Origin of the sequence: Nitratireductor sp. L15S-10, assembly GCF_045011005.1 — a bacterium.
In the GTDB taxonomy this organism is placed as follows: domain Bacteria; phylum Pseudomonadota; class Alphaproteobacteria; order Rhizobiales; family Rhizobiaceae; genus Nitratireductor.
Map to the genome: position 1 here is coordinate 693,522 of NZ_CP120674.1, position 24,253 is coordinate 717,774.

A 24,253-nucleotide genomic window follows, 5' to 3' on the forward strand; every position below is an offset into this window, starting at 1 on the left:
GTTTTCCTAAAAGTTTCTCTGCGGTCCGACTTTAAGGGGAGGCGGAAAGAATGGTTCCCGAAAGAAGTCTGTCACAGTGAGAAGAAAATCGCGGAACAAGAATCGGGGCGGCGCGTTCTAAGGGTGCAAACGGCCACACACCAATCCTCCCTGGCAGGTTCGGTTCGGTGCGTGGCCTGTACAGAAACACTGCACACGGAGAGCTTATCATGTTCCGCAACCTTTTGGCGACCACCGCAATTGCAACTCTTGTGGCGACCGGTGCCGTCGCCCAGACGTCGACCACGACGGGAACTGGCGCACCGGCAGCTGCACCCACCGAGCAGCCCACTGAAATGGTGGTGCGCGCTGACGGCCACCTGGCGACCGATCTTATTGGCAAGACCGTTTACAATGGCACCGGTGAAGAGGCCGAGAACATCGGCGAGGTCAATGACCTTGTTCTGGACGAAGAGGGCGAAGTCAGCGCTATCGTCGTTGGCGTCGGCGGCTTCCTCGGCATCGGCCAGAAAGAAGTTGCTCTCGAGTACGATCTGGTCGAGTGGGCCGAACAGGATGGCGAGCGCTGGCTCGTGGTAGAGACGACGGCCGAGGCGCTGGAGGCTCAGGAAGAGTTCGATCGCTCTGCTTATCGTCCGATGCCGGCTGATGCCGATGTTTCGGAAGCAAAGCCTGCTTCCAAGGATGATCTGGCCAACGCGCCGGTCAAGGCAGATGACAATGCGGAAGAGACCGCTATGGCGCCGGCGACCGACGCGACAAGTGGCGATGAAGCTGTAAAGACCGATGATATGGCTGCAGCGCCTGCTCCAGAGGCTGACGATGCTTCCAAGCCCGTCGATCAGGCCGCCGACACGCAGGATCAGGCGACTGACGATACGATGACCGCTGCGATCGACCGCTCCAGTCTTCAGGAAATGCCGGCGAATGAAATTCGCACCGAGGAACTCACGGGCACCACGGTTTACGGCGCCAATGAGGAGAACATCGGCGAGATCGGTGACGTGATCATCTCGCAGGACGGCAAGGTCGATGCCATCATCGTCGATGTTGGTGGTTTCCTCGGCATCGGTGAGAAAGAGGTCGCCATTGGCATGGACAACCTCGCTTTCATGAGCGACGGGAATGGTTCGCTCTACCTCTACACCGAGTTCACCGAGGAAGAGCTCGAGCAGCAGCCGGCTTATGACGAGGCAAGCTATGGCGAGCGTCGCGACGAAATGCGGATGCAGGTTCAGTAATCTGCGCGTACCGCATTAGAGCGAAGAGCCCCGTGCGAAGCGCGGGGCTCTTTGTTCATGGAGCGTTGACAATGCGTTTGATCGTTACCGCTTTCATCGACGAGTAATTGCCGCCATCTTGGCGCCAGGGTTTGTCGCAACCATGCGACGGCCAGGCGCGAAAGGAATTGCCATGCTGACCCAGATTGAAGGCATTCACCACATCACCTCCATGGCCCGGGATGCGCTGGCGACGGATCGTTTCATCACCGATACGCTCGGTCTGCGCCGCGTGAAGAAGACGGTGAATTTCGATGCGCCGGATGTCTATCATCTCTACTATGCCAATGGCACTGGGAAGCCCGGCACGGTGATGACCTACTTTCCGTTTCCCAATATCGTCGCCGGCAGCCGAGGGGCAGGCGAGGTCGGAACGACTGTCTATGCCGTTCCACAGGGAAGTCTCGATTACTGGACCAGACGTCTGGAAGCGCACGGTGTCGCCGGCGTTTCTCGCGAGAGCCGTTTTGGCCAGACGCGCCTGCTTTTCGAGGGTGTGAATGGCGATGGCTTTGCCCTGAACGAGGTGGAAAGCGATGCGCGTGAACCGTGGAATGGCGCCGGGGTTGCCGATGAGGCGGCAATCCACGGCTTTCACTCCGCTTCGCTGGTCCTGCGCGACAGGGCCGGCACCCAGGCGCTTCTTTCGCTCATGGGCTACACGCCGCTCGGCGAAGAAGACGGTGTGCTGCGCATGGTGAGAAAGGGCGGCAACGATGCCAACCTGATCGACCTCGAAACCCGGCCCGATGCGCCAGTGGCGCGACAGGGAGCCGGCTCGGTTCATCACATCGCCTTTGCCGTTGCAAATGACGAAGCGCAGATCGCCGTGCGCGAGGAACTGGTGGCACAGGGCTTTCAGATCACGCCGGTGATCGACAGGGATTATTTTCATTCGATCTATTTCCGCGCTCCCGGCGGTGTGCTCTTTGAGATTGCGACCAATGATCCGGGCTTTGCCAGTGATGAAGACATGGCCCATCTGGGCGAGGCGTTGAAACTGCCCAGACAGCACGCGCATCTGCGCGAGCGGCTCGAGGCATCGCTTCCAGAGATCGGTGGTTGAGCCATGGCGGCGAAAAATTACGTGCATCACCTGGCCTCGGCGGGGCCGGGAAAACCGCTCCTGTTCCTCTTCCATGGAACAGGCGGCGACGAGCGTCAGCTCCTGCAGCTGGGTGCGGAGCTGGCGCCCGGAGCCGGCATTGTTTCACCGCGTGGCGATGTCAGCGAACAGGGCGCGGCACGTTTCTTTCGGCGCACCGGCGAGGGGGTCTACGACATGGACGATCTGGCTCGGGCGACCGACAGGATGCGTGAATTCATCGCCGCCCATGTGCAGCGGGAAAAGCCCAGCGCGGTGCTCGGTCTGGGCTACTCCAACGGAGCGAACATTCTCGCATCCGTGATCTTTGCCGCGCCGCAGCTTTTCGATGCTGCCGTGCTGATGCATCCGCTCATTCCCTTTGCGCCCCGCTGGGGCGAGGGGACCGTAACAACGCGGTTTTTGCTTACGGCGGGGCGGAAAGATCCCATCTGCCCGGCTCATCTCACAACACGGCTTGGGGATTATCTCACCGAAGCCGGTGCAGAGACCGAGATCGAATGGCATGAGGGCGGGCATGAAATACGCCCGAACGAAACATTGGCGGCAGGGCGGTTCCTGCATTCGTTTCTGAAGGGAGTGGAACAATGAGTGTGAGCGAATCCATCATTGTCGAAGACAATGACAGCAAGGGGCGCTATCTCTATCGCGCCGATGGCCACGAAGCGGAGATGACCTACTCCAAGATCGGAACGAGCCAGATCATCATCGATCACACGGGCGTGCCGGAGGCGTTTCGCGGGCAGGGAGTCGGCGTCGCGCTTGTCACGCGCGCCGTGGAAGACGCGCGCGCCAAGGGTATCAAGATCAGGCCGTTGTGCCCATTTGCCACCGCTCAGTTTCGACGCCATCCGGAATGGGCCGACGTCCTGGCGCGCTAGGGCGGATCCGCGCTTCCAAGAAACGGTGAACCGCTCAATCTATCGGATTTTGCCCACTTACGCAGACGTCAGGTGACACCACCTGACTGCAAAATGCTCATGGCGAACGGGTTACGTTGAAGGAAACCGGCTCAGGCCGCTTCCTTCAACGTCTCCTCCCCCTCTTCAATGAAGGCCCAGTGTAGCGCCTTGACGGCTTTTTCCAGATCTTCATTGCGGACGAGAAACTGTACGTCGACGCCGCGACCCGTCTCCTGCGAGGCAAGCGGCTTTACGCCAGCCTCGTCCAGAGCCTTCAGACCTTCCAGCATGACGCCAAGCCCGGTCAGATCGCGCCCGATCACCGACACCATGCCTGCGCGACGTGCGGTGATGCGCGCGGCGGGATAGCGTTCGGCCAGATCGCGCTCCACGCGGCGCACGGATTTGAGCGTCGCCTCCAGATGGTGAACGATGGAATTCGCGTTCGAGCTTTTCGACACGATGCGCACCCGGTGGCGGGTCAGCGATTCGAGGATCGCCGCGTCGTAACCCTTCACGCCCACCATGTCCTGCTCGAACAGTTCGAGCGAAGTGACGGGAAGGCCGGTGACCATTTCCACGCCGACACCATCGGCCGGCTCGGCATCGATGAGTGTGCCGGGGTCTTCCGGCTCGAAAGCATTGGCGACGCGCAGCGGCACACCCGCCTGACGCAGTTTCTTTGCCGCCTTCGGGTGGATCGCCTCCATGCCCATATTGGAGAGCTGGTCGGCGACATCGTAATTGGTGCGGCCGATCTTGCGCACATTCTCCGGTCCCACAAGGCGCGGATCGGCGCTCGAAAGGTGGAATTCCTTGTGAATGATCGCTTCGCGCGCGCCGGTCAGTGCCGCGATGGTGGCGAAGGTCACTTCGGAATAGCCGCGGTCAAACTCGCGCATCAGGCCTTCGCGGCATTGCGAGTAGCCGGTGACGATGGGCAGCTCGCGTGAGAGGTTGATCTCGGCAAACGCCTGTTCGATGCGTTCGTTGAGGCTCGGCTGCGTTTCATCGCGCCAGCCGGTTAGGTCGATAAAGCGTGCATTCACGCCCGAGCGACGCAGAAGCAGGGCCAGATTGTTGGCCGAATGCGCTTCACCCAGCGCCGAGAGAAGTTCACGGATCGTCTGCATGTGCTCGCCGAGCTGGAAATGCCCGTAGGAGCACAGGCGTTGCAGGTCGATCAGGCAGCCGCGCGCGCCCTCGATGCGTTCGCGCACAAAGTCGTCGGCGGCGTGCCGGTCGGCGGCCTCGTCAAACATCTCTTCATTGATCGCGTGCATGGCGCGGCTCACAGCGCTCAGCGCCTCCATCCACCCATGTTCGTTGTCGGCGTGGGCGAACAATGCATAGACACCGGGTTCGCCTGACTTCTTGTGTTCCAGCAGCTTGTCCGTGATGCCGCCGAACGCGGAAACGACGAAGACGCGGTTGTAGAGTGCATCGCCCTTGCGTTTGCCGATCAGGATCGTGTCGAGCAGCTCGCGCGCGCGGCTCATCGATGTTCCACCGATCTTCTCGACGGTGTGGATGCCTCGTTGTTGCTGGTTGGTGCGGCCCGTTTCGGCCGCACCGCTTTCTTGTCGGTCAGTCATGATGTCCAGTTCAGTTGTGGCTTATGCCAGTTTCCCGGTCTTGATTTCGACAGGGGTTGGTTCGCCGCGCTCCGCGAGGAAATCGGGGCGGGCCTTTTTCGCGCCATAGGGCTCTTCAAGGCGGTTCGATATGGCGTTGAAAACGAAGAAGGCATTGGAACGCGGAAACGGTGTGATATTACCGTTAGAGCCGTGCATGGTGTTGCAGTCGAAAAGCACCAGCGTGCCGGCCTTGCCGGTGGCAGCAGTGATGCCGTGTTCGCTTGCAAGCTTGGTCAGCGCCTCATGTGATGGCACACCCACTTCCTGCTTCTTGAGCGAGGATTTGTGATTGTCGTCGGGCGTTTCACCGGCGCAGGCGATGAACTGTTTGTGGGAGCCCGGCATCAGCATGAGCGGGCCGTTCATTGCGTCATTGTCGGTCAGAAGCAGCGAGGCGGAGACAGCGCGCATGCGCGGCATGCCATCCTCGGCGTGCCAGGTCTCGAAATCCGAGTGCCAGTAGAATTCCTTGCCGGTGAAACCGGGCTTGTAGTTCAGCCGCGACTGGTGAATGTAGACCTCGTCGCCGAGAAGGAAACGGGCAATGCCTGCAACGCGGCGGTCGCTGGCCAGACGATTGAAGAGGGAGCTCTGCTCGGGCAGCTTGAAGATGGTGCGGACCTCATCCGAGCCGGGCTCGGTGATCACGCTGCCATCCATCAGATCGCGCTCGCCATTGCGCATGGCGGCGGATTCCGCCTTCAGCGCCTCGACCTCTTCGGCCGTGAAAATGTCTTTGAGGATCAGGAAGCCGTCACGGTCAAACTGGTCGGCCTGCTGTGCTGTCAGGGGCGCATCGGGGCGCCACTGGCTCCAGACGGTTCGATCCTGGCGGGGCAACCAGCGTTCTTCGGGCAGCCTGCTGGGATAGGGATCCTGACTTCTTCGGTCACGTTCCTTCGACATCGCTGTCATGGTCGTTCTCCTTTTCTTTCAGGGTTTTCGCCGTCGGATGCATGAGCCTGGCACCCCGATGTTGAAGGGTGCCAGGCTTCAGGAAGGTTATGCATCCTCCAGCGCATAAGAGCCGTCGGCCTGGTGCACTTCCTTGCCGGAAACCGGCGGGTTGAAGGTGCATGCCATGATCATCGGCTTTTCCGCGTCGGCGCGCAGAATATGCTTGTCGTGCTTGTCGAGCGCGTACATGACGCCCGGCTTGATCTTGTGAACCTCGCCGGTGGCGCAGTCCTCGATGGAGCCCGTGCCGTCGACGCAATAGACGCATTCAAGATGATTCTTGTAATGCATGTGCAGTTCGGCACCGGCGTGGATGGTGGTGATGTGGAAGGAGAAACCCATCTCGTCCGATTTCAGGAGAAGACGGACACTGTCCCACCCTTCCGAGTGGACATGACGATCAGTGTTTTTTGCTTCGTTCAGGTCGCGCACGATCATATTCGTTACTCCGCAGCGATTTTTGTGTTCTGGCTTATTTCGGCGACGGCAGACTGAAGAATGTCCAGACCGCGCTCAAAGGTCTCCTGCTCGATGTTGAGCGGGCAAAGGATCTTCACCACTTCATCATGCGCCCCGGAGGTCTCGATGATCAGGCCATCGCGGAAGCAGCGTTTGCAGATGTCACTCGCCAGCTCGCCGGAGCCCACGTCCACACCCATCATCATGCCCCGGCCCTTCACGCGGGCATCGGGCAGAAGCGCGGCGATCTCGTTGAGGCGCTTTTCCAGATAGGCACTGCGCTCGGCGATCGTGTTGCGGAACGTGTCGTCCGCCCAGAATTTTTCAAGCGCCACGCGTGCGGTGACAAAGGCATGGTTGTTGCCGCGGAAGGTGCCGTTGTGCTCGGCCGGGCCGAAGACGTCATATTTCGGCTTCACCAGAACCGTTGCGAACGGAAGGCCATAGCCCGAAAGCGATTTCGCCATGGTGATGATGTCCGGCGAGATGCCCATCTCCTCAAAGGAGAAGAAATTGCCGGTACGGCCGCAGCCCGCCTGAATGTCGTCGATGATCAGCAGCGCGCCATGGGCGCGGGCAATCTCGCTGACGCGACGCACCCATTCGCGCGATGCGGCATTCAGCCCGCCTTCACCCTGCACGGTTTCGAGCAGGATTGCAGCCGGCTTTTCAACGCCGCTGGAGGGCTCCGAAAGCATCCGGTTCAGGAGATCTGCCGTATCGATGTCGCCGCCCATCGCGCTGTCATAGGGGATGCGCGTGACGTGGTTGAGCGGCACGCCGGCTCCGCCGCGATGATAGCCATTGCCGGTGGCTGCCAGCGCGCCAAGCGTGACGCCGTGGAAGCCGTTTGTGAAGGACACGACGTTCTGGCGTCCCGTCACTTTGCGGGCGATCTTGAGCGCAGCCTCGATGGCGTTGGCACCCGTCGGGCCGGTGAAGAGGACACGGTGATCCATGTCGCGCGGACGCAGGATCAGCCGCTCGAAGGTTTTGAGAAACTCGGCCTTCGCGTCGGTGTGCATGTCTAGCCCGTGGGTGACACCATCGCGCTCGATATGCTCGATCAGCGCTGCCTTCATGTCCGGGTCGTTGTGGCCATAGTTCAGGCTCGAACAGCCGGCCAGAAAGTCGATATAGTCCCGGCCTTCGGCGTCTGTGAGAGTCGCGCCCTTCGCCCTTGTGAACACGGTGGAGAAGCTGCGGCAATAGCTGCGCGCTTCCGACTCGCGTCGCGTGAAAATCTGTTTGTCGTCCGTCGTAACGGTCGTCATGTCTTTTCCTTCGGATTGTTCGGTCGTGCGGTTGTGGACGCCGCGATCAGGCGGCGTCGTCGCTCCGGGCCTCGCCTGCTTTGCGCAGGGACATCCAGTTTCCGCTCAAATTGCCAGATGCATTTTCAGTGAACTGGATTGTCACCATGTGTTCGGTGGCATGCTTGCCATCGAAATGCGCATCCTTGCGGAAGTAAGGCTCGTGGCTCAATTCACCGCCGCGGCTGCGGGCGAGCGAGGTAAACAGGCCCCAGCTTGCCTTGTTGTCGGAGGTGATGGTGGTCTTGAGTGCCTGCACGTTCTCGCAGGCTTCCCGGTCAAGCAATGCAGCGAGCAGCTTCTTGCCGACGCCCATGCCCTGGACGCTCTTGTCCACGGCAACCTGCCAGACGAACAGTGTGTTGTCTTCATCGGGCAGAAGATAGGCTGAAACCCAGCCTACCAGCGCTCCGTCGCTGGCTCTTTCGGCGGCGATGCATGTGTCGCCGAAATGGTCGCACTGCAACAGATTGCAGTAGAGTGAATTCTCGTCGAGCGGCTCACAGGACTGGATGAGCCGCCACACGTCCGCGCCGTCTTCCTTGCGCGGGGGGCGATAGACAATTTCGGGCGATCGCTTGCGTACAAGCTTGATATCAGTAATGGCCATTGGTCTCCTCATAGCGCGCCGAATATTATGACTATCGAAGGATATTTCAACCGCTGGAAACAGAAATGGTTCCGTAGAGCGCTCAAGCCCATGAAATGAATGGGTTTCCAAGGAAAATTTTATTCGCTAATCAAAATATATTTTCTCTGCTATCCATAGATATGCGGGGAGTGGCGGCCAAGAATCGCCCTTTCGGCCTGCGAGTTTGGGAATGACGACATGGAAGATCGTACCGAAACGAGCCTGATCGCGTTGCGGCGTATTCTGCGTGCAACAGAGTTGAACGCGCGGACGCTCGCCCGGGCGACCGGGCTGACGACACCGCAGCTCATCGTGCTTGAAATCGTCGCTGCAGCCGGCAGGGCGACGCCCAAGGATATCTCCGGCAAGGCCGGCGTCGGACAGGCGACCGCAACGTCTCTGGTCGACAAGCTGGAGGCGCGCGGCCTCGTCACCCGCACCCGCAGCGAACGCGACAAGCGTGTGGTCTGGGTCGCGCCGACGGAGGAAGGACGGGCTCTCCTGAGCGCTGCTCCCGATCCGCTGCAGAAGACGTTTTCCGAGCAGTTTCAGGCCCTGCCCGACTGGGAGCAGGGAATGATCGTCGCTGCGCTTGAGCGTGTTGGCGCAATGCTTAATGCCGGTGCACTGGATGCCGCGCCGCTGCTCGATGTCGGCGCGGTGGATCGCAAGTAAAGGCGTTTTCAGAGTCTGCTGATATACGCCCGCACCTCGCCATTCAGACGATCCCGATCGCGTTCGGCCTTCGCTCTTTCCTGATTGAGCGCGGCAATCCGATTTTCCTCTTCTTCGAGCATGCGCATGTAGCGCTCGGCCAGGGCGCTTTCGCCGGGGAGGGAGCCCAGATTGTCGCGAATGCGGGCCTGGTCGCCGGCAGCCCGCTCCAGCGCCTGCTGGAGGTTCGCCACAGTGCGCTCTGCCGCTGTGGCCTCCCGTTTGAGCGCGGCAAGCTCCTTCAGCTTTTTGTCGGTATCACTGTCGGTGGCTGAGCCGGCCCATACATAAAGCGCATCGGCGCTGGCTTCGGTGAGAGCGAAACTCTCCATGTGGCTGCGTTCCATCACGGCCCGTATGGTGGATGTTCCGCCGGCTTCCACCGTGGCGCGGAGGCGATAGTGGGTGGGGGTTGCGCTATCGAGCGCGGCGGCTTCCATCTGCCACCCATCGCGACGTGGGTGTTCGATCAGTACTGTACGCTTTGCGTCCGAAGCCCCCTTGATCCTGTAGGTGGTGGTGATTCGTGAAACCGTCGTCGTGCGCAGAACGCCCTCGCTGATCGCTACCTCGCCGACGATCTCCTGCGGTTTCGTTTCCGTTGTGATCTCGACCTTGCGATCGCTGGCAAAGCTTGCCATGCGGCTCTCGCCGGCCGGAATGCCCAGAAGCTGCGCATCGCCCACATAACCGCTCGTGCGATCATAGACCGTGACGATCCCAGGCGGCAGGCTGGCTTCGGTGCCGTTTTTGAGGAAAACCGCAGCGATTGGGTGGATCCCACCGCTCTCTGGCTGAAAGACTGAGACCCGCTCAGCTTCGATCTCGGCGTCCACGAATGGCACGGAGAGGCTCTGTCCCGCTGCAAGGTGAATGGGGTTCGGCAAATGGTAGGTGGCGCTCGTTCGGCCCTCTTGCGCCGCGGTGCGACTGGTGGGGGCGGAAGGCTCTTCCATAACCATGTCGGCCATCGGCGCGGGAGCTGCGGCGCCGTTGAATGCACGCATGTGGCGGGGGGCGGAATCCATTTGAGCGATCTCCAGGCCGGCTGAAGCGTCCGGTCGTGGCGGCGCGGCGTTGCCGACGGCCACGGGAATGTCCGGGCGTGCGCTCCAATAGCGCTGATGCAGTTTCTGGGCGAGTGTTACCGGTGCTCCGGATGAGAGCGTAAGACCAATGCCCTCCCAGTCTTCTCCGGTTGCGTTTTCAATCACTGCCCATGCCTGCAGGCGCGCTGTGTCTTCGCCGTCTGAAACGAGCCGATAGGCTGTTTTCCAAACCGGAGCAGGCACTACGTAAGAAACCGCTATATCGCGTTCGCCGGTTCCCGACAGTGCGATCGCTACAGACCTGATGGTATCCGTGCGCCCGCGTCCGCTCACCTTGGCCGCCTCGCGCAATCGTTCCTTGAGTGCCTCGTCGAGTATGTCCAGTCTGGTGTCCATACCAAGTTTCAGAAGCTCTAGCGTGCCATCTGCGGTCATCACGGTGAGAACCCGCTCGGTGCGCGGTGCTTCCTCGCTGCCTGCCTGCTCTGTTTCGACACCGAGAATCATGCCTTCGACGGAGCGCCCGCCCGAAGTGGCGCGCACTGAGATACCCTGAAGCGCAGCAGCCAGTGCTGGCACAGAGCCCATGTCACCCGGGCTGAACGGAAGCCGGCGAAACGTCTCTTCCACCGGGGAAAGCCCATCCAGCGTGACCGCATCTATGGTGCCTGCGGGATCTCTCACAACCAGGCTTTTCAAAAAGTCGTCCACCTGGTCGAGCGGAATATCGACGCGGAGCGTGCCATCTCCATCGATGCGTGCGGAGCGCCTCACCTCGGCCAGCCCGCCGGAGGAAAGCGTGATCGCCTTGATCCGCCCGTTATCGATGATGTCGGCCAGGGCCGACGGTGTCGCCTGTGCCAGGGCAAAACAGGCGCCGTATAGTGCGGCGCGCACGATGTTGCGGTTCACATTGGGGATTGGATTCGCTCTCACATCATTTCTCCACGCTGGCCGGGAATGGGCCGGATAAGGCTGAAACGTCTTTTCGCTAGCAGTGCATATGGATCGGATCGTGGCATGAGCCGCAAAAATCGTGCAGAAGAAAGGTGCGGATATCCGAGGCCGCTCCCTCGCCGTTCTCCACCTTTGTCAGACCTTCTCGAGTGTATTTGGCCTGGTGTGGATGGGGCACCGCCATACTGATACGGACGGTGATTATGCTGACGTAGCGGAAGAAAGACGCGGAAACTTAACTCAAGTTAATTTAAAGCCGGCAAATTTGCGTTAGATCGTTTCTATTCGATGGGTGGGGACCTTGATCGCATTGCAATTATTGCGGGTATTTGAAGTATATAACACTTAGCCGTTTAAGCTAGGTGTGATGAAGGACGATCGAGAACGCGAAGCATCTCTTGGTTCCCCTGAAACTGCATTAAGCGAGAAAGTATGGGGAATTTCGTTTTGTTTGTATCGGAACTCGCTGTTCCAATATCGGTGGTGTTTAGCTTTCTGGTTCTTGCGGTCATGCTTTATTTCAGGCCCATAGACATTCGACGGCTCACACTGGACCCTGTCAAAGTTCGTGCAGAGGCAACGGAGACCACACGTGACGGAGAAGATGAAAACACTATCTCCGCTGATGAATCCAGGCAATGTGACGAGAATGGACCCGCTGATGAATGGCGATCCCGACAGGATTCGAACCTGTGACCCTCAGATTAGGAATCTGATGCTCTATCCTGCTGAGCTACGGGACCGCTAAACCCTCTCATAACGCGATGAAGCCGGTTCGCCAAGATGAAATGGGCATCATGCAGAACCCGTCCATAGGTCGCGGCGGGATCAGCCCGCCAGGGCGTTTTCAGCAAGCCGCACCCAATAGCTGACGCCATGCGGGATGGCGTCGTCGTTGAAATCATAGGCCGTGTTGTGTAACGCGGCGCTGTCGCCATTGCCGATGAAGATGAGAGCACCGGGGCGCGCTTCAAGCATGTAGGAAAAGTCTTCGCCGCCCATGGTGGGGGTAATGTCGGTGTCCACATTCGCCGCGCCGGCAATCTCGCTAGCCACGGCGCTCGCAAAGGCCGTTTCCTCAGCGTGGTTGAACGTCACCGGATAATTGGAATCGTAGAAGATCTCAACCGCGGCTCCGTGAGCCGCCGCCACGCCTGCACAGATTGTGCGCATCCGGCTTTCGGCATCGGCATTCACTTCCTTCTTGAGAGTGCGCACAGTACCGGCCAGTTCCACCGTATCCGGAATCACGTTGAAGGCATCTCCGGCATGGAACTTGGTGACCGAAACCACCACAGAGTCGAGTGGGTGTACATTGCGCGACGCGATGCTCTGGAGCGCTGTGACGATCTGGCTGGCGGCAAGAATGGGGTCGACCACCGTGTGCGGCATGGCAGCGTGACCACCGCGTCCCTTCACTGTGATCACAAATTCCGCAGTGGCAGCCATGATAGGCCCGGCTCTGGTCGCGAACTGGCCGATCGGCAGCCCAGGCAGATTGTGCATGCCGAAGACGCGCTCAATGGCGAAGCGCTCCATCATGCCTTCTTTCACCATTTCGTTGCCGCCGCCGCCGCCTTCCTCGGCCGGCTGGAAAATCACCGCGACCCTGCCCTTGAAGTTGCGTGTTTCGCAAAGGTATTTGGCGGCGCCGAGAAGCATCGCCGTATGTCCGTCATGACCGCATGCATGCATCTTTCCCGGGGATGTGGAGGTCCAGGGTTTGCCCGTCATCTCCGTCATCGGCAAGGCGTCCATATCGGCCCGCAGGCCAATGGTCGGGCCGTTGCCCAACCTGCCCTGGATAATGCCGACAACGCCCGTCTTGCCAAGTCCGGTCACGACCTCTTCACAACCGAACTCCCGGAGTTTCTCCGTCACGAAACCGGCGGTGCGATGCACATCGAAGAGAAGTTCGGGATTGCGGTGAATATCACGTCGCCATTCTGTGATTTCTGCCTGCAACTCCGCAGAACGGTTCAAGATCGGCATGTTTTGCACTTCCTTCAAATTTTTGCCGGTATTCGGGTCTCATTGTGGAGCGGGTTTCGCAAAAGTGCCGGTGGGCCCGCATCCATCCTGTGGTCATCAGTCTGAAGCTGTGAAGCAGGTAAGATGTGATTGCGTGCGATTGCAAGCTGATCCGCATGGGCCAGTTCCGACTTTCGCGCGCCACCCGCCGGCTTCCGCGAGTGAGATTCAGACGCCGGCATAATGGTTTTTTGCTATAAGTACCGGGTCGCGTTAAATGGTCCCGGTTTCATCAGCGAGAAACGAACAGGGTTTAAGTCTGGTCGTTGACTTCGTTCTGCTGGCGCATCGGGTCATGATCGGTATACGGGTCAACAATTGTGCCTGATTTTTCAGGCGGACATGAAATTCGGATAATGCGCATGTGTTTCGCAAGGTTCGCCACGCCCGTTGTGGCCGGGGCAGTGATGGGGATGATCGCGGCAGTTCTGCCGGCGTTGGCAGGGCCGACGATCGTTCTCGATGTCAACAGCGGCAGGGTTCTGTCCCATGAAGATGCCTTCCAGCGGTGGTATCCTGCATCGCTGACCAAGCTGATGACGGCCTATGTGGCTTTCGAGGCGGTGCGGAATGGCGAGCTGCAATTCGATTCGCCGGTTACGATTTCGAAGCGGGCAACGCGGGAGCCGCCGAGCAAGATGGGCTATCCGGCCGGCTCGGTGCTGACTCTCGACAACGCGATCAAGCTGATCATGGTCAAATCAGCGAATGACGTGGCGACGGCCATTGCCGAGAACGTCGGTGGTTCGGTTGGTGCATTTGCAGAACGCATGAATGCTACAGCCCGAAAGCTTGGCATGTCCGGAACCCATTACGTCAATCCGCACGGCCTTTTCTCTACCGAGCAATACACCACCGCGCGTGATCTGGCGCTTCTCGTGCGGGCCATCCGCACCGAGTTCCCGCAGCACGCGCACTATTTTTCGCTTGAGGCGATACGCACCGGCGACAAGGTCTTGCCGAATTACAACTGGCTGATCGGCCGCTTTCCGGGCGCCGATGGCATGAAGACGGGTTATGTGTGTTCGTCCGGCTTCAATCTGGCGGCTACGGCCACACGCAATGGCCGCACGCTTGCGACCATCGTGCTGGGTGCTCCATCGCAGGTGGAGCGCGGCGAGGAAGCCGCACGCCTGCTTGCGGAAGGGTTCAGGATTCAAGGTGCGGTTTCCCCCTCCATCGCCTCTTTCGCGCCTTATGGGGAGGGGCGGGACGTGGCGGTCGACATGCGCCCCGAGGTCTGTTCGGAAGCGGCGGTCAAGGCGCGTTTTGAACGCGGTGACGATGACAATCTCCTGGTAGAACGCTCGCCTTATCTGACGGCGATGGATCACGAGCCGCGCGCCGTGGCGATCAGTCTTGGCGGGGCTACCGGTCCTGCGCCCTCCGTGCCGCGCTACGCCGATGTTCCGATTCCGACGCCACGGCCGGATTATCCTTTGAAAAGTGCCACGGCCGAGACAGCGCAGGGCGGCTGAAACGATATGGCCAACCATATTGCATTGACGCTTGTCACGGGCTTTCTCGGCGCCGGCAAGACCACCTTGATCAATCGGCTTTTGCGGGATCCGGCTCTTTCGGACACAGCGGTGATCGTCAATGAGTTCGGTGCGGTGGGCATTGATCATCTATTGGTGGGAGAGGCTTCCGATGGGGTCGTCGAGCTATCCGATGGCTGCCTTTGCTGCACTGTACGCGGTGCGCTGGTGGATACGCTGCTCGGGCTCGACGAACGGCTGACGAACGACCGCGCAGCCAGTCTAAAACGTGTGGTGATCGAAACGACAGGCCTTGCAGATCCTGTGCCGGTCCTGCAGGCACTTGCCGCCCACCCGGCGCTCGCTGCCCGTTTCCGGCTTGATGGCGTCGTTACTCTGGTTGATTGCATGCACGGGCGTGCGACGCTCGAAGCGCACGAGGAGGCCCGGCATCAGGTGGCGGTGGCCGACAGGCTTCTTCTCACCAAGACCGACATGGTTGAAGCGGATGTTCTTCGCGATCTGAAAGCACATCTTGCCAAGCTTGCACCAGGTCTAAAGCCACTTCGGGTGGACGAGATGGAGGCAGCCGCTCTTATCGATTGCAGTGCGCTCGAGATTGGTTCGCGCGCCGCAGCGGTCCTGCGTGAGGCTTCGCCAAATCAGCATCATAGTGATGACCATGATCACGAGCACCAACACGACCACGACCACAACCACAACCGCGACCACAACCATGGGCATGGGCATGGGCATGACCATGGGCATGGACATAGCGCAGCCTTCGAGACGATACTGCTGACGCATGACCGTCCCATCAGCGGGCCGGCAATCGAGAGTTTTCTCGACCTTCTGCGCAGCCAGTGCGGACCGCATATTCTGCGGCTGAAGGGCCTCGTGGAGCTCAGCGGGCAGCCCGATCGTCCGCTTGTCGTGCAGGGGGTGCGCCAGATCCTGCATGAGCCGCGATATCTGACGGGGTGGCCCGACGGGACGCGCGGCGTGCGCCTCGTCATTATCGGAACCGGCCTCGATGAAACCTATGTGAAGGGCCTGTTCGCGGCCTTTGTGGGTGAAGCGGCGATCGACACGCCCGACAGAGCCGCCCTTGAGGACAACCCGCTCGCCATAGCCGGGTTTCGTCCTTAGCCTCGTTCCACCAGAAAGCGATGACCGTCAGGGGTCGCTTCGGTCTCGACGAGCAGGTGCCCATGCTCGTTGCAGAATGCCGGAATGTCTATGACCGCCAGCGGGTCAGTGGTTTCCAGCCAAAGCCGGCCTCCACTCGGCATATCTGCAAGGCGCTTGCGCGCTTTCAGAACAGGCAAGGGGCAGTTGAGCCCCTTGAGGTCGTATGTCTGCGGTGCGGCTGTCACGATCAGCGGCTGAAGATATTCTGAAAGCGGCGGCGCAGCGAGGTTCCCTGGCCGCCAGTGGCCGGAGCCGGGACGGATGCGGTGCGTTCGGCGCTTGTGTCAGGCCGCGGTGTCGGATTCGGAACGGTGCCCTCGACCGTCGCTTCCGTCACGGCAGGAGCAGGGTTGTCTGCAGCCTCTTGCTGTTCAGGCTCTCGCTGTTCAGGCTGGGCGGCAGCGGCTTCCAGCGCGCTCTGAAGGCGCGACGCAGGCTCGGCCGTGTAGGCAGAAGCTGTAGCAGCGATAGCAGGCGTGGATGCAGGTTGAGGTGCTGCAGCGACCGCCGTTGGAGACGGAATGTTGGGCGGCAGGCGCGAAACCTTCTCACCACGGGCGCGGCGCTTGCTCCAGTCCGCAACCAGACGGGCTTCCTCATGCCCGGCTATCGTCTCAGAGCGCTGCGCCGTCGATTGTGTTTTGAGAGCCTTGTTGAATGCGATGTCGTAAAGCGCCTGGTGCTGACGATAGGCAGTGAGCAGCGATTCAGGCTGGCTCATTGGCGGGCACGCGGCAGTCGGGGAAAAGCTCTGTCCGTCCACGGGTTCGCTGTTGAAGACGTAGCGCTTGCCGCACACATCGACCTTCGGGGGGATCTTGGTCAGTTCGAAGTGATCGTAACCGACCTTGAGCATTTTCCAGAAATCGTAATTCGGGTCGTTCCGGTAGCGTGCCATGTTTTCCGCTGTCATGCGGAAGGGGAACGCCTGCACCTGAAACTCGCGCTGCCCGCCGTTGAAGGAATCGCGGGCAAATGCGTAAATTTCCGAGATCTGCTCGTCGGTCATTGAATAGCAGCCGGCGGACGAGCAGGCGCCATGGACCATCAGGTGTTTGCCCGTCCGGCCATTTGCCTGGTCGTAGGCGTTCGGAAAACCGATGTTGAAAGCAAGATAATAGCTTGATTTCGGGTTCATCTGGCCGGGGCGGACCGTGTAGAAACCTTCTGGCGCCTGGCGGTCACCCTCTGTGAATTTCGGCCCGAGCTGGCCCGACCATTTGCAGATGTCGTAGCTGGCGATGATGTCGTAGCGGCCATTGGTCCTGGCCTTCCAGACCTCAAGCTTTCCTTCTTCCTTGAAGATACGCATCATGACGGGAGAGTTCTTGCTCATCCCCTTGGCCTTCATCGTCTGCACGATGCGTGCCGGCAACTGACGCTCGGCCTTTGGCGCGATGTCTTCAAATGTTTCGTTGCATGCGGCGAGCGCGAGCGCTGTCGACAGCAAGAAGGCATATTTGATCAGGCGTGTCATGGAATGTTGTCGCGTCCCGCCAATTTGGGCCCCATGCGGAGATTCTAGAATGCCACTCCGCTTATAGAAAATGAACCCTTATGCTTTCGAAAAGATTACCCGGCTCGTTAGGCATTGCAGCCAGGCCGTGACCTTTTCGTGGCATTTTGTCGGGCTTTGTGGCCTTTTCGCGGCTTCTAGGCGAGGAATGGTCGGCGCGCAAGTGGTGCCTGCGCTCCCTGTCCCTGCCTTAGCGGCAGAAACCCGCCATCGACGCTGCGGACGGGGCAGCCAAAGCATGCTCAACAATCCATATTTTATAGTATTATGTACTAAAACTATGGATTAAAAGACAAAAAACTGGCTTTTTATCTTGCCATTATCGCCAGTGTATAGAAATTTTTTCTACACTGGCTATTTGTGCCGCACCAAGCAACACGCAGGCGCATGGCGCCGCTGGAGATTACAATGCGCAAACTGGCACTAATAGCAGCAATTTTCGCCGCCACTGTTTCGGCATCCAACGCAGAAGCCATCCGTGTGGGCATGTCGGGCGGCTATTTCCCGTTCACCTTCGTCAAGCAGGACAAGCTTCAGGGCTTCGAGGTGGATTTCATTGACGCCGTGGTCAAGGAGACGGGTGACGAGGTGGAGTATGTCACGATGAGCTTTTCCGGCCTTGTCGGCGCGCTCGAGTCCGGCCGTATCGACACCATCGCCAATCAGATCACCATCACTCCCGAGCGCGAGGCGAAGTTTGCCTTCTCGCAGCCTTATGTCATCGATGGCGCGCAGGTGGTCGTGAAGAAGGGCAATGAGGGTGAGATCACCGGACCTGAAAGCCTCAAGGGCCGCTCGGTCGCCGTCAACCTTGGCTCCAATTTCGAGCAGCTTCTGCGCGAACTGCCCTATGCCGACGAGATCGACATCAAGACCTATGAGAGCAATCTCGAGCAGGACACGGCGCTCGGCCGCGTCGACGCTTTCGTCATGGACCGCGTCAGCGCCAGCCAGGTGATCAAGGAAACGCCGCTGCCGCTGGCGCTCGCCGGCCAGCCCTTTTCCGAGATCCGCAACGCGCTCCCGTTCCGCAACGACGATGAAAGCAAGGCGCTGCGCGACCGCGTGGATGCGGCCATCACCACGCTAAAGGAAAACGGCACGCTGACCGAAATCTCGCAGAAATGGTTCGGCACCGACATTACCCAGTAAACACGCAACGCCAATGAGAGCCGGGGACGATGAGACCACTTGATCTCGACTATATGCTGGGGCTCGTCCCCGTGCTTCTCAAATATGTGCCGCTGACGCTCGCCATGGCGTCGGTGGCAATGGTCCTTGCGCTGTTGCTAGCGTCATTGATGGCCATAGTGCGCGTCATGCGTGTCCCTCTTCTCGATGGCCTCACACAGGTGTTCATCAGCTTCTTCCGCGGCACACCCCTGCTGGTACAGCTTTTCCTGTTCTATTACGGCCTGCCGCAGGTGTTTTCGTTTCTGACAGCCATCAATGGGGTTACCGCGGCGATCATGGGGATCACCCTGCATTTCGCGGCCTATATGGCAGAGAGCATTCGCGCTGCGATCCTCGGGGTTGACCGTTCACAATGGGAAGCGGCGCGCTCTGTTGGCATGACGACAGCGCAGATGATGCGTCGCATCATCCTGCCGCAGGCGGCCCGCATAGCTGCTCCGACCCTCGTCAACTACTTCGTTGACATCATCAAGAGCACTTCGCTTGCCTTCACGCTGGGCGTGACGGAGCTGATGGGCGCTGCCCAGAAGGAAGCCGCCGGCAGCTTTCTCTATTTCGAGGCCTTCATTTTGGTGGCGATCATCTATTGGGTGATTGTCGAGGCGCTTACGGTGGTCCAACGCCAACTTGAGGCGCGGCTCGGAAAGGCGGTGGCGCGATGATCTCTGTCCGGGGGCTCACCAAGCGTTTCGGCGACAATACCGTTCTGGATGGCATCGATCTCGATATCCGTTCGGGTGAGCGTGTTGCCATCATCGGCCCGTCCGGCACAGGGAAGTCGACGCTGCTGCGCTCGCTCAACTTTCTCGAAAGGCCGGACGAGGGAACCATCACCATCGGCCCCGTCACCGTCGACGCGCGCAGGGCAGGTTCGGCGGACGAACTGGCGCTCAGGCGGCAGACCTCCTTCGTGTTCCAGAACTACGCGCTCTTTGCCAACAAGACCGCGCGCGACAACATCGCCGAGGGTCTCATCACCGTCCGGGGCTGGGACAGGGCGAGGGCGAATGCCCGTGCCGAAGAGATACTGGCCACCATCGGTCTCGCCGACAAGGCGCAGAGCTACCCGGCCGCGTTGTCCGGTGGTCAGCAACAGCGTGTCGGCATAGGTCGCGCCATGGCGGCGGAGGCCGAGATCATGCTGATCGACGAACCCACCTCAGCGCTCGATCCCGAATGGGTGGATGAGGTGCTTCAATTGCTGAAGCGCGTGGCCGATGCGCGTCAGACCATGCTGATCGTCACGCACGAAATGCAGTTCGCCCGCGACATAGCCGACCGCGTCCTGTTCATGGATGGCGGAAGAATCGTCGAGCAGGGCCCGCCCGAGAGGATGTTCAGCAATCCGGAGGACCCGCGCACCCGCGCATTTCTGCGCAAGGTGCTTTGATCGGGCTGCTGATCCTCACATGTCCGGCATTAGGCCGGGCACGTGTTCCGGAACGGCGATGATGGCGAGCCCGAGGGCGATCAGGCCCAGGGCCAGGCTGGTGTCCAGCACTGCGCGCGGCGGTATCAGTTTCTGCACGCAAATGATGAGTGTCACCGCCGCCATCCAGCCAAGATTCATGACGCCGATGGCGATCTGCATTGCCATCAGTCCCATGGTCGCCACGACGCAGAAGAGTCCGCATTCAACTCCGGATGCTATCGGGTCATGGCAACACCGGCGAGCCTCCTTCTTGACCGGAGTAAGCTCGTATAGGCCTGCCGCAATCGTGACGATGCCCGCAATGGCGGTGCCGTGAGGCTGGTAGAGCAGATAGACCGGCAGGCCGATCACGGCCCAGACGATGAGATAGGCGGCAACGAACCCCAGCACGGCTGTACTTGAAGCGCCACCTCTGGCAGTCTTCACAACGGTTGGTGCGATACCGGGCAACATCATCGCAGCCATCATCGTGACCCACATTGCAATGAACGCAGGAAGCGGGCCGAGTGGGGCGGACGGCCCCATCTGCATGGTGCCCAACCTCTGCGCCATGACACCCCAGCAGAGAGCGGAGAGCCCCAGCGTCGTGGCCAGGGCGAGCGCCACGGGGAGCGCTTTAGTATTTGTCATGATGGCGCCACCACATGCCGGTCTCGTTGCGTCCCCTGGGCGTGCGATCGAGCCACTGATACATGCCCCATAGCCCGTCCAGCCCCCGCGAATAGGCCGAGTAGGTGTGGTAGACCACGCCGTCCTCCAGCACGAATGCGCTTGCACCGGGTCGTTCGCGTGTGAAGGTTGGTACGTCGGTCCCCGTCATCGCGGCAGTCTGGGCAACGGGGCTGTCGCCATCCCAGGTCGCCATCGTTTTGCCGGCCAGCGAGTTCTTCATCGGAGGTTCGCTGCGGAAATTGTATTCGATGCCTTCGGCTTGCTGCTCTTTCGTGAAGCCAACCCCGAAATCCTGATTGAAGTCGCACTTGCCGGAAGAGGCCCATGGAAAGGACCAGCCCATCCGTTTCCTGAAAGCCATCAGCTTTGAGAGCGGTGCGCGGGATATGGCCATCAGGGTCACATCGTGATTGGCCAGATGAACCACCGAGCCATCAAACCCGTCCGCTATGGCAGAGCAGGAGGGGCAGCCCACCTCATAGTCCGGGCCGAACATGAAATGGTAGACGAGAAGCTGCGAACGTCCCTGAAAAAGATCAGGCAGCGAGGCTTCGCCCTTCTCCGTGTCGAAGCGATACTCCTTGTCGATGCGCACCCAGGGGAGCTGCTGGCGCTTCTGTGCCAGCGCATCGCTGCGTCTGGTGAGCTCTTTTTCCTCCTGCAGAAGCGCCAGCCGCGCTGCGCGCCATTCCTCACGTGTTCCGGTTAAGTGTACGGTCATGGTTTTCTCCTTTGCATTGCCGCCCGTCATCCGCGTCTTGTCGGCGGGCGGCTGTCGGCTAGAGTAGGGATCGGTTTTCGGGGGTGAGAGTGACAATCGTGACGCGATTTAGATGGACGCTCTGATCACGGCAGCGGGCCGTGCCCTGGCGGCGGGTGACCCTCTGGGCGCGCTCAATCGCATTGCCCTGCGTAGTGATGCGCCGGCACTCGCATTGCGTGGCATTGCCATGGCGCAGCTTGGCGATCTGGATCTGGCCAAGGCGCTTTTGCGCCGCGCGGCCCGCGCATTCAGTCCGCGGGAGCACAGGGCGCGGGCGCGCTGTGTCGTGGCGGAAGCCGAGATCGCCCTCGTCTCACGCGATCTGGGCTGGCCGGAGGAGGCGCTTCAACGGGCTCGCGATACGCTCGAACGACACGGCGACACCGTCAACGCCGCCTATGCCCGTTACCTCTCCGCGCGGCATCTCCTGCTGATCGGCCGTCTGGATGAGGCCGAGCACGCGCTTGATGCGCTCGATCCGCGCCTGCTGCCACTGCAGGCACAGGCCGGCTGCGAGATGGTGGTCGCCGGCATCGCCATGCGTCGGGTTGAAGCAAGGAAGGCGCGGACCGCGTTGGAGCGCGCTGCCGCTGCTGCAAGGCAGGCGGGCATCCCCGCACTGGTCAGCGAGGTTGAGACGGCCAAACGGGCGCTCGAGGCGCCTGCTGCCAGGTTGGTGACGAGCAAGCGTGAAGCGTTGCTCCAGCTTGATCAGGTGGAGACGCTTCTCGCGGCGAACACGCTGGTGGTCGATGCCTGCCGGCATGTCATTCGCAGTGAAGGCGCGATCATCGGGCTCGAGACACGACCGGTTCTCTTCGCTCTTGCACGTGCGCTTGCCGAAGCATGGCCGTCGGATGTGTCTCGCGAGGTGCTGGTGGCAAAAGCGTTCAGAAGCCGGGTTGCGGATGAATCCCACCGCGCGCGTCTGCGGGTCGAGATCGGCAGATTGCGAGCGCTTCTCAGGCACCATGCAGGTCTGCGCGCAACAGATGCGGGCTTCGTTCTGACTGTTCCAGAGGGGCGGGACGTTGTTGTTCTGGCGCAGCCCGTAGAAGACAGCCATGCAGATGTTCTGGCGCTGCTCGCGGATGGAGAGGCCTGGTCCAGCGCGGCGCTTGCACTGGCTTTGGGTGTCAGTTCCCGTACGGTTCAGCGGGCCCTTGAGCGGTTGCGGGAGGAGAAGAAGGTGCGATCCTTCGGGCGCGGTCGCGCCTGCCGCTGGGTCGTGCCAACACTGCCCGGTTTCCCGACAAACTTGTTACTCCCGGCCAAAATCACCGACGGATAGGTTCGGTCCATGATCAATCGGAAAGGAAATGGATCATGACCAGATCAAAAGCAGACATCATCCAGGAACTCGGCCCCTTCCCGGACGTGGAGGCCGTTCACGGCGTCACCCATGACGGACAGTATGTGTGGTTTGCTTCGGGAGACAGGTTGAACGCCGTCGATCCCGGAACAGGCCATATCGTTCGCTCGATCGAGATGACGGCAATGGCGGGCACGGCCTTCGACGGCACGCACATGTTTCAGATCGCGGAAGACCGGATCCAGAAGATTGATCCGAAAACCGGCTCGGTGCTGGCCAGCATCCCTGCACCGCAGGACGGAGGCAGCTCCGGACTGGCCTGGGCGGATGGCGCACTTTGGGTCGGGCAGTTCCGTGATCGGAAAATCCACAAGATCGACCCGGAGACAGGAGCGATCCTGCGCACCATTGAATCCAACCGCTTCGTTACGGGTGTTACCTGGGTGGATGGAGAGCTGTGGCACGGCACGTGGGAAGGCGACGAAAATGAACTTCGGCGCATCGACCCCGAAAACGGGGCAGTGCTGACCCAACTGGACATGCCGTCCGGTATGGGCATTTCGGGTCTTGAATCCGACGGCGGCGACCGCTTTTTCTGTGGTGGCGGAAACAGTGGTACCATCCGCGTGGTGCGCAGACCCCAGCGTGCTTCCGCCGCCTGATCGAGGCTTACAACGTCCGGCCGATGGCGAGGAACTTCTCGCGGCGATGCTCGCGATAGTCCATCTTGCCCTCGGCCATTTCGGCAAATCCCTTCTCGATCTGCTCGCCGGCCGCAGCGATCACCTTTTCCGGTGCCCGGTGCGCGCCGCCGATCGGCTCGGGAATGATGCCGTCGATCACCTTAAGGCCCATGAGGTCCTGTGCGGTGATCTTCATGTTGGTTGCCGCATCCTTCGCACGGGCAGAGTCGCGCCACAGAATGGAGGCAGCGCCCTCCGGCGAGATCACCGAATAGATGGCATGCTCCAGCATGTAGACCTGATTGGCCGTGGCGATGGCAATGGCGCCACCCGAGCCACCTTCGCCGATGACAACCGCGATGTTGGGAACTTTCAGACCAAGGCATTTCGACGTTGACTGGGCAATGGCTTCGGCCTGTCCGCGCTCTTCTGCGCCGATGCCGGGATAGGCACCTGTCGTGTCGACAATGCTGATCAAAGGAATGCCAAAACGGTCCGCCAGGTCCATGACACGCACGGCCTTGCGGTAGCCTTCGGGCCGGGCCATGCCAAAATTGTGCTTCAGCCGGCTCTGCGTGTCATTGCCTTTTTCCTGGCCGATCACTGCAACGGACTGACCGTTGAAGCGCGCGAAACCGGCAATCACCGCATTGTCTTCGCCGAAAGCGCGGTCGCCGGCAAGCGGTGTGAAATCGGTGAAGAGTCCGCGTACATAATCGAGGCAGTGCGGACGGTCGGGATGGCGCGCGACCTGTGCCTTCTGCCAGGGCGTCAGAGACCGGTAGATTTCTACCAGTGCGTCCTTGGAGCGTTTCTCAAGGCGTGCGATCTCATCGGCGACGTCCACAGCTTCGCCGCTTTCGGCGAGCTTTTTCAGTTCAAGGATCTGGCCTTCGAGATCGGCAACGGGCTTTTCAAAATCGAGATAGTTGTACATTCACTCGCCAAATCGAACACGAGACACTGCGATAGAGGCA

Annotated in this window: 24 protein-coding genes and 1 tRNA gene; 12 read left to right on the plus strand and 13 right to left on the minus strand. The window is 60.4% G+C overall.

All coding sequences use genetic code 11. The features are described from left to right. The first annotated feature begins 209 nt into the window (after positions 1-209). From P2W41_RS03375 to P2W41_RS03390, 4 genes are all read left to right on the plus strand, one after another. Complete coding sequence (locus P2W41_RS03375; RefSeq protein ID WP_292897850.1) at positions 210-1,241, plus strand: PRC-barrel domain-containing protein; 1,032 nt, start codon at positions 210-212, stop codon at positions 1,239-1,241. 172 nt (positions 1,242-1,413) lie between these two features. Further along, entirely contained in the window at positions 1,414-2,346 is a 933-nt protein-coding gene (locus tag P2W41_RS03380; protein ID WP_404934306.1) for a ring-cleaving dioxygenase, read from the plus strand. 3 nt (positions 2,347-2,349) lie between these two features. Further along, positions 2,350-2,976: an alpha/beta hydrolase gene (locus P2W41_RS03385; RefSeq protein WP_404934307.1), complete on the plus strand. Its 627-nt coding sequence runs from the start codon at positions 2,350-2,352 to the stop codon at positions 2,974-2,976. Continuing rightward, positions 2,973-3,266: a GNAT family N-acetyltransferase gene (locus tag P2W41_RS03390; RefSeq protein ID WP_292897844.1), complete on the plus strand. Its 294-nt coding sequence runs from the start codon at positions 2,973-2,975 to the stop codon at positions 3,264-3,266. The genes P2W41_RS03385 and P2W41_RS03390 overlap by 4 nt, the downstream gene beginning before the upstream one ends. Before the next feature lie 131 nt (positions 3,267-3,397). Here P2W41_RS03390 and P2W41_RS03395 read toward each other — a convergent pair whose 3' ends face one another. The 5 genes from P2W41_RS03395 to ectA all read right to left on the minus strand — a co-directional run bounded on the left by P2W41_RS03395 (position 3,398) and on the right by ectA (position 8,263). Next, the gene (locus tag P2W41_RS03395; protein ID WP_404934308.1) at positions 3,398-4,882 is read right to left on the minus strand and encodes an aspartate kinase; all 1,485 of its coding nucleotides are present in this window, start codon (positions 4,880-4,882) and stop codon (positions 3,398-3,400) included. Positions 4,883-4,903: 21 nt separating this feature from the next. Then, positions 4,904-5,839 (minus strand): ectoine hydroxylase, encoded by a 936-nt coding sequence (gene thpD / locus P2W41_RS03400; protein ID WP_404934309.1) that lies wholly within the window; start codon positions 5,837-5,839, stop codon positions 4,904-4,906. Positions 5,840-5,926: 87 nt separating this feature from the next. Further along, on the minus strand, positions 5,927-6,319 hold the full coding sequence (locus P2W41_RS03405; protein WP_292897839.1) for an ectoine synthase: 393 nt from the start codon (positions 6,317-6,319) through the stop codon (positions 5,927-5,929). Positions 6,320-6,324: 5 nt separating this feature from the next. Further along, the gene (gene ectB / locus P2W41_RS03410) at positions 6,325-7,614 is read right to left on the minus strand and encodes a diaminobutyrate--2-oxoglutarate transaminase (RefSeq protein ID WP_404934310.1); all 1,290 of its coding nucleotides are present in this window, start codon (positions 7,612-7,614) and stop codon (positions 6,325-6,327) included. Positions 7,615-7,660: 46 nt separating this feature from the next. Then, on the minus strand, positions 7,661-8,263 hold the full coding sequence (gene ectA / locus P2W41_RS03415; protein ID WP_404934311.1) for a diaminobutyrate acetyltransferase: 603 nt from the start codon (positions 8,261-8,263) through the stop codon (positions 7,661-7,663). Between the two features lie 219 nt (positions 8,264-8,482). On the opposite strand from ectA, the gene P2W41_RS03420 reads away from it, so the two are divergent. Next, the gene (locus tag P2W41_RS03420) at positions 8,483-8,959 is read left to right on the plus strand and encodes a MarR family winged helix-turn-helix transcriptional regulator (protein WP_007010256.1); all 477 of its coding nucleotides are present in this window, start codon (positions 8,483-8,485) and stop codon (positions 8,957-8,959) included. A gap of 8 nt (positions 8,960-8,967) precedes the next feature. Here P2W41_RS03420 and P2W41_RS03425 read toward each other — a convergent pair whose 3' ends face one another. The 3 genes from P2W41_RS03425 to P2W41_RS03435 form a co-directional block, all read right to left on the minus strand. Further along, on the minus strand, positions 8,968-10,983 hold the full coding sequence (locus P2W41_RS03425) for a DUF4139 domain-containing protein (protein WP_404934312.1): 2,016 nt from the start codon (positions 10,981-10,983) through the stop codon (positions 8,968-8,970). 687 nt (positions 10,984-11,670) lie between these two features. After that, a tRNA-Arg gene (locus tag P2W41_RS03430) sits at positions 11,671-11,747 on the minus strand. A gap of 85 nt (positions 11,748-11,832) precedes the next feature. After that, positions 11,833-12,996: a M20 aminoacylase family protein gene (locus P2W41_RS03435; RefSeq protein ID WP_404934313.1), complete on the minus strand. Its 1,164-nt coding sequence runs from the start codon at positions 12,994-12,996 to the stop codon at positions 11,833-11,835. A gap of 401 nt (positions 12,997-13,397) precedes the next feature. Between P2W41_RS03435 and P2W41_RS03440 the strand changes: the two genes are divergently transcribed. Continuing rightward, entirely contained in the window at positions 13,398-14,513 is a 1,116-nt protein-coding gene (locus P2W41_RS03440; protein WP_404934314.1) for a D-alanyl-D-alanine carboxypeptidase family protein, read from the plus strand. Between the two features lie 6 nt (positions 14,514-14,519). Further along, positions 14,520-15,662 (plus strand): CobW family GTP-binding protein, encoded by a 1,143-nt coding sequence (locus P2W41_RS03445; RefSeq protein WP_404934315.1) that lies wholly within the window; start codon positions 14,520-14,522, stop codon positions 15,660-15,662. Here the strand turns inward: P2W41_RS03445 and P2W41_RS03450 are convergent. Then, complete coding sequence (locus P2W41_RS03450; RefSeq protein WP_404934316.1) at positions 15,659-15,889, minus strand: sulfurtransferase TusA family protein; 231 nt, start codon at positions 15,887-15,889, stop codon at positions 15,659-15,661. The genes P2W41_RS03445 and P2W41_RS03450 overlap by 4 nt on opposite strands. Before the next feature lie 2 nt (positions 15,890-15,891). Continuing rightward, entirely contained in the window at positions 15,892-17,181 is a 1,290-nt protein-coding gene (locus P2W41_RS03455; RefSeq protein WP_404934317.1) for a L,D-transpeptidase family protein, read from the minus strand. 447 nt (positions 17,182-17,628) lie between these two features. Between P2W41_RS03455 and P2W41_RS03460 the strand changes: the two genes are divergently transcribed. The 3 genes from P2W41_RS03460 to P2W41_RS03470 are packed head-to-tail and all read left to right on the plus strand — an operon-like array spanning position 17,629 to position 19,804. Further along, entirely contained in the window at positions 17,629-18,372 is a 744-nt protein-coding gene (locus P2W41_RS03460; RefSeq protein WP_404934318.1) for an amino acid ABC transporter substrate-binding protein, read from the plus strand. A gap of 29 nt (positions 18,373-18,401) precedes the next feature. After that, entirely contained in the window at positions 18,402-19,076 is a 675-nt protein-coding gene (locus P2W41_RS03465) for an amino acid ABC transporter permease (protein ID WP_292897824.1), read from the plus strand. Beyond that, complete coding sequence (locus tag P2W41_RS03470; protein WP_404934319.1) at positions 19,073-19,804, plus strand: amino acid ABC transporter ATP-binding protein; 732 nt, start codon at positions 19,073-19,075, stop codon at positions 19,802-19,804. The genes P2W41_RS03465 and P2W41_RS03470 overlap by 4 nt, the downstream gene beginning before the upstream one ends. Positions 19,805-19,819: 15 nt before the next feature. Here P2W41_RS03470 and P2W41_RS03475 read toward each other — a convergent pair whose 3' ends face one another. Both P2W41_RS03475 and P2W41_RS03480 read right to left on the minus strand, forming a co-directional pair. Continuing rightward, entirely contained in the window at positions 19,820-20,476 is a 657-nt protein-coding gene (locus P2W41_RS03475; RefSeq protein ID WP_404934320.1) for a DUF2182 domain-containing protein, read from the minus strand. Next, positions 20,463-21,239, minus strand: a complete 777-nt coding sequence (locus P2W41_RS03480; RefSeq protein WP_292897819.1) for a thioredoxin family protein — start codon at positions 21,237-21,239, stop codon at positions 20,463-20,465. Before P2W41_RS03480 ends, P2W41_RS03475 begins: the two co-directional genes overlap by 14 nt. A 112-nt stretch (positions 21,240-21,351) precedes the next feature. Here P2W41_RS03480 and P2W41_RS03485 point away from each other — a divergent pair, with 112 nt between their 5' ends. Both P2W41_RS03485 and P2W41_RS03490 read left to right on the plus strand, forming a co-directional pair. Then, positions 21,352-22,572, plus strand: coding sequence for a helix-turn-helix domain-containing protein (locus P2W41_RS03485; RefSeq protein WP_404934321.1), 1,221 nt, complete (start codon positions 21,352-21,354; stop codon positions 22,570-22,572). A 35-nt stretch (positions 22,573-22,607) separates the two neighbouring features. Further along, positions 22,608-23,255, plus strand: coding sequence for a glutamine cyclotransferase (locus P2W41_RS03490; protein WP_292897815.1), 648 nt, complete (start codon positions 22,608-22,610; stop codon positions 23,253-23,255). Positions 23,256-23,262: 7 nt separating this feature from the next. On the opposite strand, the gene P2W41_RS03495 is transcribed toward P2W41_RS03490, so the two are convergent. Further along, entirely contained in the window at positions 23,263-24,213 is a 951-nt protein-coding gene (locus P2W41_RS03495; RefSeq protein WP_404934322.1) for an acetyl-CoA carboxylase carboxyltransferase subunit alpha, read from the minus strand. Between the last annotated feature and the right edge of the window lie 40 nt (positions 24,214-24,253).

What these genes read in the sequence shown, in the direction of transcription:
- P2W41_RS03375 (WP_292897850.1), top strand. Translation starts at nt 210, where the DNA reads ATGTTCCGCAACCTTTTGGCGACCACCGCAATTGCAACTCTTGTGGCG.
- P2W41_RS03380 (WP_404934306.1), top strand. Translation starts at nt 1,414, where the DNA reads ATGCTGACCCAGATTGAAGGCATTCACCACATCACCTCCATGGCCCGG.
- P2W41_RS03385 (WP_404934307.1), top strand. Translation starts at nt 2,350, where the DNA reads ATGGCGGCGAAAAATTACGTGCATCACCTGGCCTCGGCGGGGCCGGGA.
- P2W41_RS03390 (WP_292897844.1), top strand. Translation starts at nt 2,973, where the DNA reads ATGAGTGTGAGCGAATCCATCATTGTCGAAGACAATGACAGCAAGGGG.
- P2W41_RS03395 (WP_404934308.1), bottom strand. Translation starts at nt 4,882, where the DNA reads ATGACTGACCGACAAGAAAGCGGTGCGGCCGAAACGGGCCGCACCAAC.
- thpD (WP_404934309.1), bottom strand. Translation starts at nt 5,839, where the DNA reads ATGACAGCGATGTCGAAGGAACGTGACCGAAGAAGTCAGGATCCCTAT.
- P2W41_RS03405 (WP_292897839.1), bottom strand. Translation starts at nt 6,319, where the DNA reads ATGATCGTGCGCGACCTGAACGAAGCAAAAAACACTGATCGTCATGTC.
- ectB (WP_404934310.1), bottom strand. Translation starts at nt 7,614, where the DNA reads ATGACGACCGTTACGACGGACGACAAACAGATTTTCACGCGACGCGAG.
- ectA (WP_404934311.1), bottom strand. Translation starts at nt 8,263, where the DNA reads ATGGCCATTACTGATATCAAGCTTGTACGCAAGCGATCGCCCGAAATT.
- P2W41_RS03420 (WP_007010256.1), top strand. Translation starts at nt 8,483, where the DNA reads ATGGAAGATCGTACCGAAACGAGCCTGATCGCGTTGCGGCGTATTCTG.
- P2W41_RS03435 (WP_404934313.1), bottom strand. Translation starts at nt 12,996, where the DNA reads ATGCCGATCTTGAACCGTTCTGCGGAGTTGCAGGCAGAAATCACAGAA.
- P2W41_RS03440 (WP_404934314.1), top strand. Translation starts at nt 13,398, where the DNA reads ATGTGTTTCGCAAGGTTCGCCACGCCCGTTGTGGCCGGGGCAGTGATG.
- P2W41_RS03445 (WP_404934315.1), top strand. Translation starts at nt 14,520, where the DNA reads ATGGCCAACCATATTGCATTGACGCTTGTCACGGGCTTTCTCGGCGCC.
- P2W41_RS03455 (WP_404934317.1), bottom strand. Translation starts at nt 17,181, where the DNA reads ATGACACGCCTGATCAAATATGCCTTCTTGCTGTCGACAGCGCTCGCG.
- P2W41_RS03460 (WP_404934318.1), top strand. Translation starts at nt 17,629, where the DNA reads ATGCGCAAACTGGCACTAATAGCAGCAATTTTCGCCGCCACTGTTTCG.
- P2W41_RS03465 (WP_292897824.1), top strand. Translation starts at nt 18,402, where the DNA reads ATGAGACCACTTGATCTCGACTATATGCTGGGGCTCGTCCCCGTGCTT.
- P2W41_RS03470 (WP_404934319.1), top strand. Translation starts at nt 19,073, where the DNA reads ATGATCTCTGTCCGGGGGCTCACCAAGCGTTTCGGCGACAATACCGTT.
- P2W41_RS03475 (WP_404934320.1), bottom strand. Translation starts at nt 20,476, where the DNA reads ATGACAAATACTAAAGCGCTCCCCGTGGCGCTCGCCCTGGCCACGACG.
- P2W41_RS03480 (WP_292897819.1), bottom strand. Translation starts at nt 21,239, where the DNA reads ATGACCGTACACTTAACCGGAACACGTGAGGAATGGCGCGCAGCGCGG.
- P2W41_RS03485 (WP_404934321.1), top strand. Translation starts at nt 21,352, where the DNA reads ATGGACGCTCTGATCACGGCAGCGGGCCGTGCCCTGGCGGCGGGTGAC.
- P2W41_RS03490 (WP_292897815.1), top strand. Translation starts at nt 22,608, where the DNA reads ATGACCAGATCAAAAGCAGACATCATCCAGGAACTCGGCCCCTTCCCG.
- P2W41_RS03495 (WP_404934322.1), bottom strand. Translation starts at nt 24,213, where the DNA reads ATGTACAACTATCTCGATTTTGAAAAGCCCGTTGCCGATCTCGAAGGC.